The sequence below is a fragment of the Variovorax sp. ISS6 genome (genome assembly GCF_056523145.1).
In genome coordinates, this window is sequence record NZ_JAWRZC010000001.1 from 2,897,111 (window position 1) to 2,913,660 (window position 16,550).

A 16,550-nucleotide genomic window follows, 5' to 3' on the forward strand; every position below is an offset into this window, starting at 1 on the left:
GAGGGGACCGTTCAGCCGCGGCCCAGGTTGCGCCAGGCCTGCGTGCGCGCGAGCAGCACGCGCGTGAGCAGCGCATAGGCGATGCACACCAGCGTCGAGGTGACCACGATCAGGCTGGCCAGCGCGGCGGCCGGGCCGATGTCGCCGGCGTCGTCCATGTGCATGATCGCGACCGACGCGAGGATGGTCTCGGGCGTGTAGAGGAAGATGGCGCACGACAGGCTGGCCATCGACACCACGAAGAAGTAGCGCCCGATGTCGAGGATGGCCGGCAGGCATACCGGCACCGTGACGCGCAGGAAGGTCTTGAAGAACGGCACCTTGAGCGAGGCCGAGACGGCCTCGAACTCGTTGTCGATCTGCTTGAGCGCGGTGACGGCCGTGAGGTGGCTCGAGGTGTAGTAGTGCACCACCATCGACACGATCAGGATCGCCATCGTCTGGTAGAGGAAGTTCAGCGGGTTGGCCGGATGGTTGAAGAACATCACGTAGCCCAGGCCCAGCACCAGGCCCGGCACCGCCATCGACAGCACGGCCATCAGGTGCATGCCCTTGCGCATCAGGCCGAGGCCGCGCGTCTTCTCGATCAGGTAGGCGCCCGTGAACACGATCAGCGAGCCGGCCACCGCGGTGGCCATGGCCACCAGCAGGCTGTTGCCGTAGGCCGCGGCCATGTCGCTCTCGACCAGCACGAAGTGGTAGTGCTTGAGCGTGAAGGTCTGGTCGTAGGGCCACAGCGCGATCAGCGAGGTGTAGACCGCCATGCCGATGGTGGCCAGCAGGAAGGCGCAGACCACGGTGCAGAACAGCGTGAGCAGGGTGTCGGCCACGCGCCGGCGCTTCGGGCTGTAGGGCACCGAGCGCGCCGTGAGCTGCGCCTTGAGCTTGCGCCGGACCACGTAGTCGATGACGAAGGAGACGATCGACGGCAGCAGGAGCAGCATGCCGACCACCGCGCCGATCGAGAAGTTGTGCTGCCCGACCACCTGCTTGAAGACGTCGACCGACAGCACGTTGAAGTTGCCGCCGATCACCTTGGGCGCGCCGAAGTCGCTGACCACGTAGGTGAAGACCACGGTGGCCGCGCTGATCAGGCCGTACTTGCACGAGGGCAGGGTGATGGTCATGAACTGCCGCAGCGGCCGCGTGCGCAGCGCGGTGGCGGCCTCGTAGAGCCGGCCGTCGGCCAGCGACAGGGCAGTGACCAGGATCATCAGCGCATGCGGGAAGGTGTTGTAGACCTCGGCCAGGATGATCCCGGGCGCGCCGTAGATCGAGGTGCCGCCCAGCAGGAACTTGAGCGCGCCCTGGTTGCCGAACCACTGCACGAACGAGATCGCCGACAGCAGCGAGGGCGCGAGCAGCGGGATCAGCGCGATGAGCCGGAACACGGCCTTCAGCGGTGCCGGCATGCGGCTGCGCGTGAGCGCATAGGCGAACACGAAGGCCGCGGGCACCGAGATCGCGACCACCGCGGCCGCGACCCAGACCGAGTTCCAGGCGGCGCGCAGCAGGCTCGGCGTCTGGAAGTAGGTGATGAAGTGGGCCAGGCCGACGAAGCGGCCGTCCTTGTCCTGCACCGCGTGCGCAAGGATGGTGAGCAGCGGCGCGACCAGGAACACGAACAGCATCGCCATCACGACGCACAGCACGGCGCGCGCGATGGTCTCGTCGCGGCTCCAGCGCAGGGCGGGCCGCGTGCTCATGGCCGGCTTGGCGGCGAGGGGATGGGCCAGCGTGTTCATGGTTGCGTAGCGCGCGCGGCGGAGAAGGCGCGGATGCGGTTGGCGCGCAGCGCGATGTCGACCGTGTGGCCCTCGCGGATGCCGAGGTCGTGCAGCTGGTTGAGCGAGAAGTGCAGCCCGAGCGTCTGGCCGTGCAGCGCGTCGGCCGTCACCTCGGCGATGCACAGGCCGCCGAGGAACTCGACCTTGGTGACCATGGCGCGCAGCCGGTTGGCCGTGTCCTCGCGCAGGTGCTCGACCGCGCGGTCCTCGGGCCGCAGGTAGAGGTTGACCGCCTCGCCGGGCTCGAAGGCGCCGTCGCAGGCATCGCACTGCAGCTCCATGTCGCCCACTTGAAAGCGGTGGTTGCCCAGCGCCACCGAGCGCAGCACGTTGACCTTGCCGACGAAGTCCGCCACGAAGGGCGTGGCCGGCTGCTCGTAGACCTCCATCGGCGTGCCGACCTGCTCGATCACGCCGTGGTTCATGACCACGATGCGGTCGGCCATCGACAGCGCTTCCTCCTGGTCGTGCGTGACCATGATGGTGGTGATGCCGACCTGCTTCTGCAGCCGGCGGATCTCGCCGCGCAGGCGGATGCGCTCGAGCGCGTCGAGCGCCGACAGCGGCTCGTCGAGCAGCAGCAGGCCGGGACGGGTGGCGAGCGCGCGCGCCAGCGCCACGCGCTGTTGCTGGCCGCCCGAGAGCTGGCTCGGGTACTTGGCGCCCGAGGTCGGCAGGCCGACCAGCTTGAGCAGCTCGTCGACGCGCGCCTTGACCTCGGCGCGTCGGGCGCGGCCGTTGACCAGGCCGTAGCCGATGTTCTCGGCGATCGTGAGGTTGGGGAACAGGGCGTAGGACTGGAACACGATGCCGTAGTCGCGCCGGTCGGGCGGCAGCCACGAGACGTCCTTGCCGTTCTGCAGGATCTGGCCCGCGGTCTGGGTCTCCAGCCCCGCGATGATGCGCAAGAGCGTGGTCTTGCCGCAGCCCGAGGGGCCGAGGAAGCACAGCATCTCGCCGGGGTTGACGCGCAGGTGCACGTCGCGCAGCGCGCTGAAGGTCTCGAAGTCCTTGCGGACCCCGATGACCTCGAGCGCCGCGGCGCCGCTCGCGGGCCGCCGGCCGGCCATGAACGGGGTGTCGGTCGTATCCATTGTTCGCACTCGTCGTTAGCGGACGCGGCGGGGCGCGTGTCCGCGGGTTGGAGGAAGACGGCAGGCGGGAGAGGCGGGGCGAGCTCTTACTTGGGTTCGGCCTTGCCCTCGTAGCGCTTGCTCCACTCGGCCAGGATGCGTTCGCGGTTCTTGGCGGCCCAGTTCAGGTCGTTCTTCGCGAGCAGCTTCTCGTAGTTGTCGGGAATGCCCTCGAGCTTCGAGACCACGCCGGGATAGGCCACCACGGCCCACCAGCGTGCGCTGATCTGGTTGGCCTCCTTGCTCGCCATCCAGTCGGCGAAGCGCTTGGCCTGCTCGAGCTTGGTGCTGGTCTTCATGAGGCTGGTGGCCTCGATGTCCCAGCCCAGGCCTTCCTTCGGGAAGATCAGGTCGACCGGGGCGCCCGACTTCTTGACCTGGTGGGCGCGGAACTCGAAGGAGATGCCGATCGGGAACTCGCCCGCGCCGGCCTGCTTGCAGGGCTTGGAGCCCGAGTGCACGTACTGCGCGATGTTCTGATGCAGCGCGTCCATGTACTTCCAGCCCTCGGCATCGCCCCACAGCTGCAGCCACGAGGAGACGTCGAGGTAGCCGGTGCCGCTGGAGGCCGGATGCGGCATCGAGATGGCGCCCTTGTAGACCGGCTTGGCGAGGTCCTTCCAGCTCTCGGGCTTGGGCAGGCCCAGCTTCTGCGCCTCGACCCGGTTGAAGCAGATGGTGGCGGCCCAGACGTCCATGCCGACCCAGGCCGGCGGGCGCGCGGCATCGGAGTAGGCGGGGTTCAGTTCCTTGAAGCCCTTGGGCTCGTAGGGCAGCAGCATGCCTTCCTGCTGCAGCAGCGCGAGGCTGCTGGCGGCCAGTCCGGCCACCACGTCGGCCTGCGGATTGGCTTTCTCGGCCAGCAGCTTGGCGGTGACGATGCCGGTGGAGTCGCGCACCCACTTCACCTCGATATCGGGATTGGCCTTCTCGAAGGCGTCCTTATAGAGCTTCATGGCATCGGTCTCGAGCGCGGTGTAGACCAGGAGCGAGGTCTTCTGCGCCCAGGCGGCACCACTGGTCGCGAGGCCGAGCGCCGCGGCGCACAGGACGGCCGCGAGACGGCGCGAGCTTGGTTTCATCGTCATCTGTTTCTCCTGAGAGGGCTTGCTGTCACGAAAGGGTGAGTGGCGGGCGTCCGGGGCCTGGCGGCCGGGATCCGGTGAAAGCAATGTAGATTGCCAACTTAAGACTGTCAATAAAAAATTGTTGACAGTTTTTAATCCGAGGCTGGAGAATGCGTTCCATGGTCACCAGCAATCCCTCCTCCGCCCTCGCGTTCCTCCAGTCCAGCTCGCTGCCGATGCTGATGCAGGAGGAGATCGAGCGATTGATCATGACGGGCGAGCTCCCGGTGGGCAGCCGCATCAACGAGAGCGAGCTCTCGCAGCGCTTCAACACCAGCCGCGGCCCGATCCGCGAGGCGCTGCGCGCGCTGGAGGAGGCGGGCCTGGTGCGCAACGAGAAGAACCGCGGCGTCTTCGTGCGCGAGATCGCGTTCGAGGAAGCGGACGAGATCTACGAGCTGCGCGAGGCGCTGGAGGAAATCATCGGCCGCCGCGTGGCGCTGGCGATCAAGCTCGATGCCGTCGAGCGGCTGCGCGCCATGCTCGACGCCATGCGCTCGGCGGCCCAGGCGCAGGACGTGGAGCAGTACGCGCAGCTCAACCTGCAGTTCCACGAGATCCTGCTCGACACCGCGGGCAGCAGGAAACTGACCGAGACCTACAAGCGCCTCGTGAAGGAGCTGCACCTGTTCCGCATGCGCGCGCTCGACAGCGGCGGCGGCCTGCGGGTCTCGGCCGACGAGCACCGCGACATCGTCGAGGCCATCGCCAGCGGCGACCCCGAGATCGCGGGCCGCGCGCTGCGCCGGCATGTCGCGGGCAGCCGCGCGCGCATGCACAAGGCCTTCGGCCGCGCCGATGCCGAAGCCGCCACCACGAACAACCCACCAAAGGAAGTCTGAAATGACACCGGAGACCCTCGAAGTCAATGCCAGGAGTTATCGCTGGATGGCGCGCCCGATCGTGGTCGTGTGCGTGGACGGCTGCGAGCCGGCCTACCTCGACGCGGCCATCGCCGCCGGCGTGGCGCCGTACATCGGCCGCATGCGAAAGGAGGGCGCCGACCTGCTGGCCGACTGCGTCGTGCCGTCCTTCACCAACCCGAACAACCTGTCGATCGTGACCGGCGCGCCGCCCGCGGTGCACGGCATCTGCGGCAACTACTTCTTCGACCGCGAGCTGGGCCAGGAAGTGATGATGAACGACCCCAGGTACCTGCGCGCCGGCACCGTGCTGGCCGCCTTCGCCGACGCGGGCGCCAAGGTGGCGGTGGTCACGGCCAAGGACAAGCTGCGCAAGCTGCTGGGCCACCGCATGAAGGGCATCTGCTTCTCGTCCGAGAAGTCGGACCAGGTGACGATGGAGGAGAACGGCATCGACGACGTGCTCGGCATGGTCGGCATGCCGGTGCCCTCGGTCTACAGCGCCGAGCTCTCCGAGTTCGTGTTCGCGGCCGGCGTGAAGCTGATGGAATCGCGCCGTCCCGACCTGATGTACCTCTCGACCACCGACTACGTGCAGCACAAGGCAGCGCCCGGCAGCGAGCAGGCCAATGCCTTCTACGCGATGATGGACCGCTACCTGGCGCAGCTCGATGCGCTCGGCGCCACCATCGTGCTGACCGCCGACCACGGCATGAACGACAAGCACGGCGCCGACGGCTCGCCCAACGTCATCTACCTGCAGGACGTGCTCGACGGCTGGTACGGCGCCGGCACCGCGCGCGTGATCCTGCCGATCACCGATCCCTACGTGGTGCACCACGGCGCGCTAGGTTCCTTCGCCACGGTCTACGCGCCCGACGAGGCCAGCGTGCCGGGCTGGATCGAGCGCATCCGGCAGGTGCCGGGCATGGAGTCGGTGCTGTCGCGCAAGGAGGCGGCGCAGCGCTTCGAGCTGCCGCCTGACCGCATCGGCGACATCGTGGTCGTGAGCGAGAAGAACACCGTGATCGGCACCGCGGCCAGCCGCCACGACCTGTCGGCGCTCGAGGTGCCGCTGCGCTCGCACGGCGGCGTGTCGGAGCAGCGCGTGCCGCTGATCTGCAACCGCCCGGTGGCGGGCATCGCCGCCGGCCGCCGCCTGCGCAACTTCGATGCGCTCGACATCGCGCTGAACCACGCCCAGTAACCGACCGCCGGAGCACCCATGAGCCAAGCCACGCTGAAGCCAGGCACCATCCACCGCGAAGCCCTGCGCATCGCCGGCGAGCGCGTCTACCGCGACCGCACGATCGAGGTCACCTATCCCTACACCGGCGAGGTGATCGCCACCGTGCCCAAGGCCACGCTCGACGACGTGCGCAACGCGCTGCGCATCGCGCGCGACTACAAGCCCACGCTCACGCGCTACGAGCGCTACAAGATCCTGATGCGCGCGGGCGAGATCATCGCCTCGCGCCTCGACGAGATCTCGCGCACCATCACGCTCGAATCGGGCCTGTCGCGCAAGGACTCGCTCTACGAGGTGGGCCGCGCCTCCGACGTGCTGCTGTTCGCGGCCAACCAGGCGCTGGTCGACGACGGCCAGGTGTTCTCGTGCGACCTCACGCACCACGGCAAGAGCCGCAAGGTCTACACGCTGCGCGAGCCGCTGCAGGGCGCGATCACGGCCATCACGCCGTTCAACCATCCGCTCAACCAGGTGATCCACAAGGTGGCGCCGGCCATCGCCACCAACAACCGCATCGTGCTCAAGCCCAGTGAGAAGACGCCGCTGGCGGCCTTCCTGCTGGCCGACATCCTCTACGAGGCCGGCCTGCCGCCGCCGATGCTGTCGGTGCTCACGGGCGACCCGAGCGAGATCGCCGACGAACTGCTGACCAATGCCGACGTCGACCTCGTCACCTTCACCGGCGGCGTGCCGATCGGCAAGTACATCGCGGCCAAGGCGGTCTACAAGCGGCAGATCCTCGAGCTCGGCGGCAACGACCCGATCATCGTGATGGACGATGCCGACATCGAGGAGGCGGCCACGCTCGCGGCCAGCGGCTCGTACAAGAACTCGGGCCAGCGCTGCACCGCGATCAAGCGCATGCTGGTGCACGAATCGGTGGCCGACCAGTTCGTCGAGCTGCTGGTGGCCAAGACCCGTGCATTGAAGTACGGCGACCCGATGGATCCCGACACCGACATGGGCACGGTGATCGACGAGGCCGCCGCGAAGCGGTTCGAGGGCGTGGTCAACGAGGCCATCGCGGCCGGCGCGAAGCTGCTGTACGGCAACGAGCGCCGCGGCGCGCTGTATTCGCCGACCGTGCTCGACCGCGTCGATCCCGGGATGACGGTGGCCAAGCACGAAACCTTCGGGCCCGTGTCGCCGGTGATCCGCTTCAAGACCATCGACGAGGCGATCCGCATCTCGAACGGCACGGCCTACGGCCTGTCGTCGTCGATCTGCACCAACCGGCTCGACCACATCACGCGCTTCATCCGCGAGCTCAACGTCGGCAGCGTCAACGTGCGCGAGGTGCCGGGCTACCGGCTCGAACTCACGCCCTTCGGCGGCATCAAGGACTCGGGCCTTGGCTACAAGGAAGGCGTGCTCGAGGCGATGAAGAGCTTCACCAACACCAAGACCTACTCGCTGCCCTGGTAACCATGAGCCTGAGCCTTCCCGACATCGTCGGCCTGTTCGAAACCAAGGGCCATGCCCAGTACGACGGCGAGCCCGTCACCCAGCTCGAGCATGCGCTGCAATCGGCGCACCTGGCCGAGCAGGAGGGGGCGGACAGCGCGCTGATCGCCGCCTCGCTGCTGCACGACCTGGGTCACCTGCTGCACGACTTCGGCGGCACGCCGACGCAGCAGGGGCTCGACGACCTGCACCAGTACCGCTGCCTGCCGTTCCTGCGCGCGCTGTTCGGCCCGGCCACGCTGGAGCCGATCCGGCTGCACGTCGATGCCAAGCGCTTCCTGTGCGCGCGCGAGCCCGGCTACCTCGAGGCGCTGTCGCCCGATTCGCAGCGCAGCCTGCAGCTGCAGGGCGGCGTGTTCGACTCGGCGCAGGCCAGTGCCTTCGAGGCGCTGCCCTACGCGAAGGACGCGGTGCGGCTGCGGCGCTGGGACGACACGGCCAAGTGCGCCGACGCGAAGACGCCGGACCTCGCGCATTACGTGCGGCACCTGGAGGCCGCGTTGAAGCCTACTGCCATCGCCGCATGAGCGCCGCGCCACCGGTCGTGCTGGCGCGCCGCCCGGCCACGCAGGAAGACGTTCCCTTCCTGCTCGCGCTGCGGCAGCGCACGATGAACGGCCACGTGGTGGCTTCGGGCGCCGAGGTCAGCGATGCGCACCACATGGCGCGGCTGATGCACCGCTTCGAATGCGCCGAGCTGCTGCTGCACGAGGGCGAGCCGGTCGGCCTGCTCAAGGTGTCGCGCGATCCGCACGAGTGGGTGCTGATCCAGATCCAGCTCGCGCCCGGCTATCAGGGCGGCGGCATCGGCACCGGGCTGCTGGCCGAGGTCGTCGTCGAGGCCGAGCGTGCCTGCGTGGACCTCACGCTCAGCGTGCTCAAGGCGAATCCGGCCCGCGCGCTCTACGCGCGCTTCGGCTTCGTCGTCGAGCGCGAGTCCGAGTTTTCCTACGAGATGCGGCGCAAGCCCTGACCCCTTCACGGAGCCGCCATGCGCCCCTTCTGGATCGAACAGGCTCTCTTCAACGACGGTGACCTCGCGCCCGCGCTGCAGGGCGAATGCGAGGCCGACCTCTGCATCGTCGGCGGCGGCTTCACCGGCCTGTGGACCGCGATCCAGGCCAGGCAGCAGGCGCCCGCGCTCGACATCGTCATCCTCGAGAGCGACCTCTGCGGCGCCGGTGCGAGCGGGCGCAACGGCGGCTGCCTGCTCACCTGGTCGGCCAAGTTCCTGACCCTGCGCCGGCTGTTCGGCGAGGACGAGGCGGTGCGCCTGGTCAAGGCCTCGGAGGCGGCGGTGCAGCACATCGCCGACTTCTGCGCCGCCCACGGCATCGACGCCGAGCTGCGCCAGGACGGCACGCTCTACACCGCCACCTCGCCGGCCCAGGTCGGCACGCTCGATCCGATGATGCGCGCGCTCGAGGCGCGCGGCATCCATTCCTACCGCACCCTGCCGCCCGAGGAAGTGGCGCGGCGCTCGGGCTCGGCGCGCAACCTCGCGGGCGTGTATTCGCCGATCGCCGCCACCGTGCATCCGGGCAAGCTGGTGCGCGGGCTGCGGCGCGTGGCGCTGGCGATGGGCATCCGCATCCACGAGCGCACGCCGATGCTCGATTTCTCCACCGCCCATCCGGTCGTGGTGCGCACGCCGGCCGGCAGCGTGCGCGCGCAGAAGCTGGTGCTCGCGATGAATGCCTGGATGGCCAGCCGCTTCGCGCAGTTCGAGCGCACCATCGCCATCGTGTCGAGCGACATGGTGATCACCGAGCGCTGCCCCGAGCTGCTCGCGCGCAGCGGCCTGACCGACGGCGTGTCGGTGCTCGATTCGCGCACCTTCGTCTATTACTACCGCAGCACCGCCGATGGCCGCCTCATGCTGGGCAAGGGCGGCAATACCTTCGCCTGGGGCGGGCGCATGGCCAAGGTGTTCGACGAGCGCTCGCCCTACGAGGCCGAGCTCACGCAGGCGCTGCGTTCCTTCTTCCCGGCCCTGAGCGAAACGCCGATCACCGCGAGCTGGAACGGCCCGTCCGACCGCTCGGTCACGGGCTTCCCGTTCTTCGGCCGGCTCGATGGGGCGCCGCACATCTACTACGGCTTCGGCTACTCGGGCAACGGCGTCGGGCCGACCTACATGGGCGGGCAGATCCTGTCGTCGCTGGTGCTCGACCAGGACAACGCCTGGACGCGCAGCCCGATCACGAAGGGGCCGCTCGGCTACTTCCCGCCCGAGCCGGTGCGCTACGTGGGATCGATCGTGGTGCGCAATGCGATCCGCCGCAAGGAACTCGCCGAGGACGAGAACCGCCAGCCGTGGCTGGTGGACCGCATGCTCAGCAAGCTCGCCAACGCCGCGGGCAAGGCCGACAAGGCCTGACCCGCGGCGGCGGGCCGGGCGGGCCCGCACGTCATGGCATCCGTCTATGATCCGCGCGCCGCATGGGAGCGGCAGGCATCACAACACGAAGACGAGGAGAAGGCATGACATATTTCAAGGCCGTGCGCCGCCGCACGTTCTGGCTGGGCGCGTTGCTGGCCGTCGCGAGTCTTGCCGGCTGCGGAACGCCGCCGACATACAAGCTTCGCCCCGTCACCGGCCAGTCGCCGGGGACTTTCTCGCTGGCCCATTCCAAGGCGGTCGAGGACGAGCGCCATGGGACGCGTCATCTGGATGCGGCCAAGAGCATCGTCTACTCCCAGAACTTCGGCGGCGGCGGCGCGGCCCTTGGCCTGCTGCTCGGCCCGTTGGGCGTGGCGGCCAACATCAGCATGATCGACAGCAACACCGAGGCGGACGCCGTGCGCCTGCGGGGCAAGCTGACGCTGGCGCCACGGGAGCTGTTCCTCGCGGCCGCGACGCAACAGGGCCTGGAGGTCGTGGACGATGCCGCGACCGGCGTGCCGGGCCGCACGCTGGCCACGCCCTACCTGTTCGTGAGCAAGACCGACAACGACCGCCTGCTGACCGCGGCGGCGGTGCGGCTGGAGTACGGGCAGGGCGCCGACCAGTGGTCGGGCGTCTACATGTACCAGCTGCCTTCGTCCTACCAGCTGGACGACCTGGCCCGCCTCACGCCCGAGATGCAGGCCCGCCTGGGCACGGAGGCGGCCCAGGGCTTCTCGGCGCTCTCGGCCTTCATCGCGAAGGAAGCGCCGCAGCAGGACGGCCAGGCCAAGGGCGGGACCGAGAAAGACTTCAGCTACAAGTCGGATCTGCTGACGCCCCGCATCGAGATCGAGATGAATGGCCGGTTCATCGCGCGGTCCGGCGACCTGATCTGGTTCAGGAGCTTCGGCGGCGTGTATGCCGTGCGCACCTCGAACATCAAGGTCATGTCGGGCGGAGTCTGATCAGTTGGTTTCCGCCAGCGCGTCGCCCAGCGCATTGATCATGCGATCGATCTCCGCCTTCTCCGAGATGAACGGCGGCGCGAGCTGGATGGTGTCGCCGCCGTAGCGCACGTAGAAGCCCTTCTTCCAGCAGTTCATCGCGATCTCGTAGGGACGGCGCGCCGGTTCGCCGGGCAGCGCGGCGATGGTGAGGCCGGCCGCGAGGCCGAAGTTGCGGATGTCGGCGACGTGCTTGCTGCCCTTGAGGCTGTGCACGGCGTTCTCGAAATGCGGCGCCAGCGCCTTCACGCGCGCGGGCATGTCTTCCTTCTGCAGCACGTCGAGCGCGGCGATGCCGGCGGCGCAGGCCACGGGGTGGGCCGAGTAGGTGTAGCCGTGCGGGAACTCGAGCATGTAGTCGGGGCCGCCCGCGGCCATGAAGGTGTCGTAGATCTCCTTGCTGGCGATCACGGCGCCCAGCGGCTGCGCGCCGTTGGTGATCTGCTTGGCGGCGTTCATGATGTCGGGCACCACGCCGAAGGCATCGGCGCCGGTGAGCGTGCCGCAGCGGCCGAAGCCGGTGATGACCTCGTCGAAGATCAGCAGGATGTTGTTGGCGGTGCAGATGTCGCGCAGGCGCTTCAGGTAGCCCTGCGGCGGGATCACCACGCCGGCCGAACCCGCGAAGGGCTCGACGATGACGGCCGCGATGTTCGAGGCGTCGTGCAGCGCGATCAGGTCGAGCAGGCGGTCGGCCAGCTCGGCGCCGTTCTCGGGCATGCCGCGCGTGAAGGCATTGGTCGCGAGCTGGGTGTGGGGCAGGTGGTCGGCCTCGACGCCCTGGCCGAACAGCTTGCGGTTGGCGCCGATGCCACCGACCGAGATGCCGCCGAAGTTGACGCCGTGGTAGCCCTTCTCGCGCCCGATCAGCCGGGTCTTGCTCGCCTGGCCCTTGGCGCGCCAGTAGGCGCGCGCCATCTTGAGCGAGGTGTCGGCGGCCTCGGAGCCCGAGCCGGTGAAGAAGACGTAGTCGAGGCCGGCGGGCGTCAGTTCCTTGAGCCGGTTGGCGAGCTCGAAGGACAGCGGATGGCCGAACTGGAAGGCCGGCGAATAGTCGAGCTTGGCGATCTGGCGGCTCACCGCCTCGGTGATCTCGGGGCGGCCGTGGCCCAGGCCCGAGCACCACAGGCCCGAGAGGCCGTCGAAGATCTTGCGGCCTTCGTGGTCGGTGAAGTAGGCGCCCTTGGCCTCGACGATCAGGCGCGGGTCGGCCTTGAACTGGCGGTTGGCGGTGTAGGGCATCCAGTGCGCCTCGAGCCAGGCGGCATCGGTGCGCGGGGCCGGGTTGGCGAGGTCGGGCGTGGCGAGGGTCATGGGTGCGTCCAGGTTGGGTGGGAAAGCTGACGCGACTATTGTTGGCAAGCCATTCAGTGTGGAGAATGGCGCAATATCAATGTTCACTTGACGATCCATGCAAGTAAAAGAAGGCGCTTCCACGGTCCGCAGCCGTGCCGTGCTGGGCCAGCTCAGCGACATGGACCTGCGCCTGCTCAAGGTGTTCAAGAGCGTGGTCGACTGCGGCGGCATGGCGGCCGCCGAGCTCGAGCTCAACATCGGCACCTCGACAGTGAGCCGCCACGTGAAGGACCTCGAGACCCGGCTCGGCCTGGTGCTGTGCCGGCGCGGCCGGGCCGGCTTCGCACTCACGGCCGAGGGCCAACGCGTCTACGACGAGACGCTGCGGCTGCTCGCTTCGGTCGACACCTTCCGCGGCAGCATCGACGACATCCACAACCGCATGGGCGGCCAGCTTGAGGTGGCGCTGTTCGACAAGACCGCGACCAATCCGCAGGCGCGCATCGGCGAGGCGATCGCGCGCTTCGCCGAGGTGGCGCCCGAGGTCAGCCTGGCGGTGCACGTGGGTTCGATCAACGCGATCGAGCAGGGCGTGCTCGAGGGCCACTTCCAGATCGGCATCATCCCGGCGCACCGCAGCTCGAAGAGCCTGGTCTATGAGGAACTGTTCGGCGAGACCATGCTGCTGTATTGCGGCCGCGGCCATCCGCTCTTCGAGGCCAGCCATGCAAAGCTCACCTGGCCCAAGCTGCGCGAGCACCATTTCGCGGGCCTGGGCTACCACTCGCCCAACATGGAGCTGAGCCACCGCGCGCAGCTCTCGCGCAAGGCCACGGGCTTCGACCAGGAGGCGATCGCCACGCTCATCCTGTCGGGGCGTTTCCTGGGCTTCCTGCCCGACCACTATGCGCAGGTGTTCGAGCAGCGCGGGCTGATGCGCCCGGTGCTGCCCGAGCGCTTCCATTACGAATGCCGCTTCGTGAGCCTGCTGCGGCGTTCGCCGAAGCCTTCGCGCGCGGTGCTGGCGTTCCAGGCCTGCCTCACGGCGGCGCACCGCGGCAAGTAGGAGGCGCGCTCAGCGCTGGGCGTTGGGCACCAACAGATGCTTGGCGCCGATGTGCGCCTCCATCTCGTGCATGTGCTGCTCGGCGTCGACCATGTGCTCGCTCATCAGCCGCTGCACCGTCGCGGCGTCCTCCTTGCGGTAGGCCGCGAGCAGCTGCGTGTGGTAGTCGACGTTGGCCTCGCCGAAGTGGTGGTGGTCGAGCGCCTTCTTGTAGACCACGAGGTCGCGCAGCAGGTCGTTGAGGAAGCGGCACATGAAGGACAGCACCGGGTTGGGGCAGGCCTCGGCCAGGATGGTGTGGAAGGCCAGCTCGGCCTCGCGCTGGATGCGCTGCTCGTCCTCGGAGGCCGGTTCCTTCGTGCACAGGCGCACGTTCTCCTCGAGCCGCTCGAACATCTCGGGCGTGAGCCGGCCCACCACGCTGACCGCGAGCTCGGGCTCGAGCGCCTTGCGCAGCTGGTAGATGTGGTGGCCGTCGAGGTGGTGGAAGTGCAGGAAGTTGCGCAACGGCTCGGACGCATGCTCGACCGACACCTGCTGCAGGTAGGCGCCGCCGCCGGGCCCGGTGCGGATCGAGATCAGGCCGCTGACCTCGAGCGCCTTGAGCGCCTCGCGCACCGTGCTCTTCGAATAGCCGAACAGCTCGATCAGTTCCTTCTCGTTCGGCAGCCGGTCGCCGGGCTGCTTGCGCTCGGCCACGATCCAGCGCTTCACGTCCTCGACGATGACGTCCGAGAGCTTTTGTCGCTTCGGGCGGTGTTGCCCCACTGTCATGCCCACGCTCGATGTCCCTCGGGAGATGCGCGGAATGCGCAACAGCGCGCGATCTTACCCAGCGGTACTGGGTGCATCGGCGTGGTGCACGCGGGCGGGGCGAGGGGGCCGCGAAGTCGGTGGTTTTTGGGCACGAGGATTGCTAGCGGGTTTTTACCAGCATATTAATCCTATTTATCCGCTTAAATTCGCCGCGACCGCGGACGCCCATCCCCTCCACCCTCACCACGACGGAGTTCCTCTTGCAACGCAGACACCTTCTCCAACTGGCCGCCCTGTCGGCCGCTCCCGCTTCCCTGCTGGCCGGCCGTTCGGCTTTCGCGCAATCGGCCGAGGCGATCCGCTTCGGTTGCCCGGTGCCGATGTCGGGCGCCTTCGCGGCCAACGGCAAGTTCGCCGACCTCGGCATGAAGCTGGCGATCGAGCAGTACGGCAGCGTGCTCAAGCGTCCGCTGGCCTACACGGTGCTCGACACCGAGGGCAAGCCCGCGACCGCGGTGCGCAAGGTGCAGGAAGCCTCGCAGCAGCAGGGCGCGAAGTTCTTCGCGGGCGGCATCCTGTCGTCGGAAGCGCTGGCCATGGGCAAGGAGGCCGAGAAGGCCGGCGGCCTGTTCATCACCACCGCGGGCGCCGACGAGATCACCGGCAAGGACTGCAACCCCGCCACCTTCCGCTGGTCGGTGCCCACCTTCGGCGCCATCGAGCAGACCGTGCGCCCGCTGGTCGCGCAGATGCCCAAGGCCAAGCGCTGGTACACGATCACGCCGCAGTACGTGTTCGGCGACGGCCTGCTGAGCGCGGCCAAGACCATCTTCCAGGAGAAGGGCATCGAGCACGTGGGCAACAGCTACCACTCGCTCAACGAGAAGGAGTTCAGCGGCTACCTCACCAACGCGATGGCCGCCAAGCCCGACGTGCTGCTGCTGCTGAACTTCGGCGCCCAGTCCTCGGCCGCGCTGCGCCAGGCGGTGAGCTTCGGCATGCACAAGAACATGACGATCCTGATGGCCTGGGCCTCGGGGCTCGAGCAGTTCGACGAGCTCGGTGCCGACCTCTGCGACGGCGTGTACTTCGGCGCGCAGTACTGGCACACGGTGGATACGCCGCTCAACAAGGAGTTGGTGAAGCGCACCGCCGACAAGCTCAAGATCGTGCCCAACTACAGCCTCGCGGGCTCGTACATCTGCACCAAGATCCTGATCGACGGCATCGTGAAGGCCGGCACGGTCGACCAGAAGGCCGTGATCGCGGCGCTCGAGGGCATGAAGTTCGACGGCCTCACGGGCAGCGAGGAGATCCGCAAGGCCGACCACCAGGTGGTGAAGGACTACTACCTGCTCAAGGGCAAGGCCAAGTCGAAGATGAAGGACGCGGCCGACTACGTCGAGGTGGTGAGCTCCGGCAAGTCCTTCCTGCCGGTCGACAAGACGGGCTGCAAGCTGGCCTGAGTCACGCCGGTTCCGCGATCTCGTCCGTGCCACCGCGGTGGGGCGGCGGGGCGCGGTCCGCCCGCACGCTCCATTCCCCACACCCATGTCCGTCTACCTGCTCCAGACCATCAACGGCATCGGCATCGGCATGCTGTATTTCCTGCTGGCCGTCGGCCTGTCGATCGTGTTCGGCCTGCTGCGCTTCGTGAACTTCGCGCATGGCGCCTTCTACCTGCTGGGCGCCTACCTGTGCTTCCAGGCGCTGCAGTGGGGCCTGAACTTCTGGGCCGCGCTGGTGCTGGTGCCGCTGGCCGTCGGCGCGCTCGGCTGGCTGGCCGAGAAGCTGCTGCTGCGTCGCGTCTACGCGAAGGCGCATGAATTCCACATCCTCGTCACCGTGGGCCTCGCGCTCGCGGTGCAGGAGATCGTGATCGTCTTCTGGGGCCCGCTGGGCAACAGCGTGCCCACGCCCGACCTGCTGCAGGGCGTGGTGATGTGGGGCAGCTTCATCTATCCGAAGTACCGGCTGTTCGTGATCGGCTTCACCGCCGTGCTCGCGGTGCTGCTGTGGTGGGTGCTCGAGGGCACGCGCCTGGGCAGCGCGGTGCGCGCGGGCAGCGAGTCGACCGAGATGGTCTCGCTGCTCGGCATCAACGTGTTCCGCGTGTTCAGCCTGGTGTTCGCGCTCGGCGCGGCCACGGCGGCACTGGCCGGCGTGCTGGCCGCGCCGATCCGCGGCGCCGAGCCCTTCATGGGCGTGGAGGCGCTCGGCGTGGCCTTCGTGGTGGTGGTGATCGGCGGGCTCGGCAGCTTCGGCGGCGCGCTGGTTGGCGGCCTGCTGATCGGCATCGTGCAGAGCCTGATGAGCACCCTGTGGCCGCCCGGTGCGAGCCTGATGATCTACATCGCGATGGCGGCCGTGCTGCTGCTGCGCCCGCATGGCCTGCTCGGCCGCAGAGGATGAACGC

15 protein-coding genes are annotated in these 16,550 nt (G+C 68.3%); 10 read left to right on the forward strand and 5 right to left on the reverse strand.

The genetic code is table 11. The features are described 5' to 3' along the window. Positions 1-11: 11 nt before the first annotated feature. From AC1HIL_RS13180 to AC1HIL_RS13190, 3 genes are all read right to left on the reverse strand, one after another. Positions 12-1,745: a putative 2-aminoethylphosphonate ABC transporter permease subunit gene (locus tag AC1HIL_RS13180; protein ID WP_261207874.1), complete on the reverse strand. Its 1,734-nt coding sequence runs from the start codon at positions 1,743-1,745 to the stop codon at positions 12-14. After that, a complete protein-coding gene (locus AC1HIL_RS13185; protein WP_261207872.1) occupies positions 1,742-2,881 on the reverse strand; it encodes a putative 2-aminoethylphosphonate ABC transporter ATP-binding protein in 1,140 nt (379 codons plus the stop codon). Before AC1HIL_RS13185 ends, AC1HIL_RS13180 begins: the two co-directional genes overlap by 4 nt. 86 nt (positions 2,882-2,967) lie before the next feature. After that, complete coding sequence (locus tag AC1HIL_RS13190) at positions 2,968-4,008, reverse strand: putative 2-aminoethylphosphonate ABC transporter substrate-binding protein (RefSeq protein WP_057589559.1); 1,041 nt, start codon at positions 4,006-4,008, stop codon at positions 2,968-2,970. A 158-nt stretch (positions 4,009-4,166) separates the two neighbouring features. Here AC1HIL_RS13190 and AC1HIL_RS13195 point away from each other — a divergent pair, with 158 nt between their 5' ends. The 7 genes from AC1HIL_RS13195 to AC1HIL_RS13225 all read left to right on the forward strand — a co-directional run bounded on the left by AC1HIL_RS13195 (position 4,167) and on the right by AC1HIL_RS13225 (position 10,977). After that, a complete protein-coding gene (locus AC1HIL_RS13195) occupies positions 4,167-4,889 on the forward strand; it encodes a phosphonate utilization associated transcriptional regulator (RefSeq protein WP_479671948.1) in 723 nt (240 codons plus the stop codon). Position 4,890: 1 nt separating this feature from the next. Then, positions 4,891-6,117, forward strand: a complete 1,227-nt coding sequence (gene phnA, locus AC1HIL_RS13200) for a phosphonoacetate hydrolase (RefSeq protein WP_479671949.1) — start codon at positions 4,891-4,893, stop codon at positions 6,115-6,117. A gap of 18 nt (positions 6,118-6,135) precedes the next feature. Beyond that, complete coding sequence (gene phnY, locus AC1HIL_RS13205; protein ID WP_479671950.1) at positions 6,136-7,584, forward strand: phosphonoacetaldehyde dehydrogenase; 1,449 nt, start codon at positions 6,136-6,138, stop codon at positions 7,582-7,584. Between the two features lie 2 nt (positions 7,585-7,586). After that, positions 7,587-8,150, forward strand: a complete 564-nt coding sequence (locus tag AC1HIL_RS13210) for a phosphonate degradation HD-domain oxygenase (RefSeq protein ID WP_093349162.1) — start codon at positions 7,587-7,589, stop codon at positions 8,148-8,150. Next, a complete protein-coding gene (locus AC1HIL_RS13215) occupies positions 8,147-8,596 on the forward strand; it encodes a GNAT family N-acetyltransferase (RefSeq protein WP_261207827.1) in 450 nt (149 codons plus the stop codon). The genes AC1HIL_RS13210 and AC1HIL_RS13215 overlap by 4 nt, the downstream gene beginning before the upstream one ends. An 18-nt stretch (positions 8,597-8,614) precedes the next feature. After that, on the forward strand, positions 8,615-10,003 hold the full coding sequence (locus tag AC1HIL_RS13220) for an FAD-dependent oxidoreductase (protein WP_413764147.1): 1,389 nt from the start codon (positions 8,615-8,617) through the stop codon (positions 10,001-10,003). A 104-nt stretch (positions 10,004-10,107) separates the two neighbouring features. Then, entirely contained in the window at positions 10,108-10,977 is an 870-nt protein-coding gene (locus tag AC1HIL_RS13225) for a hypothetical protein (RefSeq protein WP_479671951.1), read from the forward strand. On the opposite strand, the gene aptA is transcribed toward AC1HIL_RS13225, so the two are convergent. After that, positions 10,978-12,330, reverse strand: coding sequence for an omega-aminotransferase AptA (gene aptA / locus AC1HIL_RS13230; RefSeq protein WP_479671952.1), 1,353 nt, complete (start codon positions 12,328-12,330; stop codon positions 10,978-10,980). A 97-nt stretch (positions 12,331-12,427) separates the two neighbouring features. Between aptA and AC1HIL_RS13235 the strand changes: the two genes are divergently transcribed. Then, a complete protein-coding gene (locus AC1HIL_RS13235; protein WP_479671953.1) occupies positions 12,428-13,378 on the forward strand; it encodes a LysR family transcriptional regulator in 951 nt (316 codons plus the stop codon). Between the two features lie 9 nt (positions 13,379-13,387). On the opposite strand, the gene AC1HIL_RS13240 is transcribed toward AC1HIL_RS13235, so the two are convergent. Next, a complete protein-coding gene (locus tag AC1HIL_RS13240) occupies positions 13,388-14,152 on the reverse strand; it encodes a FadR/GntR family transcriptional regulator (RefSeq protein ID WP_057589569.1) in 765 nt (254 codons plus the stop codon). 242 nt (positions 14,153-14,394) lie between these two features. Here AC1HIL_RS13240 and AC1HIL_RS13245 point away from each other — a divergent pair, with 242 nt between their 5' ends. After that, a complete protein-coding gene (locus AC1HIL_RS13245) occupies positions 14,395-15,600 on the forward strand; it encodes an ABC transporter substrate-binding protein (RefSeq protein ID WP_422097721.1) in 1,206 nt (401 codons plus the stop codon). Between the two features lie 85 nt (positions 15,601-15,685). Then, the gene (locus AC1HIL_RS13250; RefSeq protein ID WP_057589571.1) at positions 15,686-16,546 is read left to right on the forward strand and encodes a branched-chain amino acid ABC transporter permease; all 861 of its coding nucleotides are present in this window, start codon (positions 15,686-15,688) and stop codon (positions 16,544-16,546) included. The last annotated feature ends 4 nt before the right edge of the window (positions 16,547-16,550 follow it).

Coding starts and splice junctions, on each gene's coding strand:
- AC1HIL_RS13180 (WP_261207874.1), bottom strand. CDS start 1,745: ATGAACACGCTGGCCCATCCCCTCGCCGCCAAGCCGGCCATGAGCACG.
- AC1HIL_RS13250 (WP_057589571.1), top strand. CDS start 15,686: ATGTCCGTCTACCTGCTCCAGACCATCAACGGCATCGGCATCGGCATG.
- phnA (WP_479671949.1), top strand. CDS start 4,891: ATGACACCGGAGACCCTCGAAGTCAATGCCAGGAGTTATCGCTGGATG.
- AC1HIL_RS13215 (WP_261207827.1), top strand. CDS start 8,147: ATGAGCGCCGCGCCACCGGTCGTGCTGGCGCGCCGCCCGGCCACGCAG.
- AC1HIL_RS13185 (WP_261207872.1), bottom strand. CDS start 2,881: ATGGATACGACCGACACCCCGTTCATGGCCGGCCGGCGGCCCGCGAGC.
- AC1HIL_RS13220 (WP_413764147.1), top strand. CDS start 8,615: ATGCGCCCCTTCTGGATCGAACAGGCTCTCTTCAACGACGGTGACCTC.
- AC1HIL_RS13195 (WP_479671948.1), top strand. CDS start 4,167: ATGGTCACCAGCAATCCCTCCTCCGCCCTCGCGTTCCTCCAGTCCAGC.
- AC1HIL_RS13235 (WP_479671953.1), top strand. CDS start 12,428: ATGCAAGTAAAAGAAGGCGCTTCCACGGTCCGCAGCCGTGCCGTGCTG.
- aptA (WP_479671952.1), bottom strand. CDS start 12,330: ATGACCCTCGCCACGCCCGACCTCGCCAACCCGGCCCCGCGCACCGAT.
- AC1HIL_RS13225 (WP_479671951.1), top strand. CDS start 10,108: ATGACATATTTCAAGGCCGTGCGCCGCCGCACGTTCTGGCTGGGCGCG.
- phnY (WP_479671950.1), top strand. CDS start 6,136: ATGAGCCAAGCCACGCTGAAGCCAGGCACCATCCACCGCGAAGCCCTG.
- AC1HIL_RS13190 (WP_057589559.1), bottom strand. CDS start 4,008: ATGACGATGAAACCAAGCTCGCGCCGTCTCGCGGCCGTCCTGTGCGCC.
- AC1HIL_RS13210 (WP_093349162.1), top strand. CDS start 7,587: ATGAGCCTGAGCCTTCCCGACATCGTCGGCCTGTTCGAAACCAAGGGC.
- AC1HIL_RS13240 (WP_057589569.1), bottom strand. CDS start 14,152: ATGACAGTGGGGCAACACCGCCCGAAGCGACAAAAGCTCTCGGACGTC.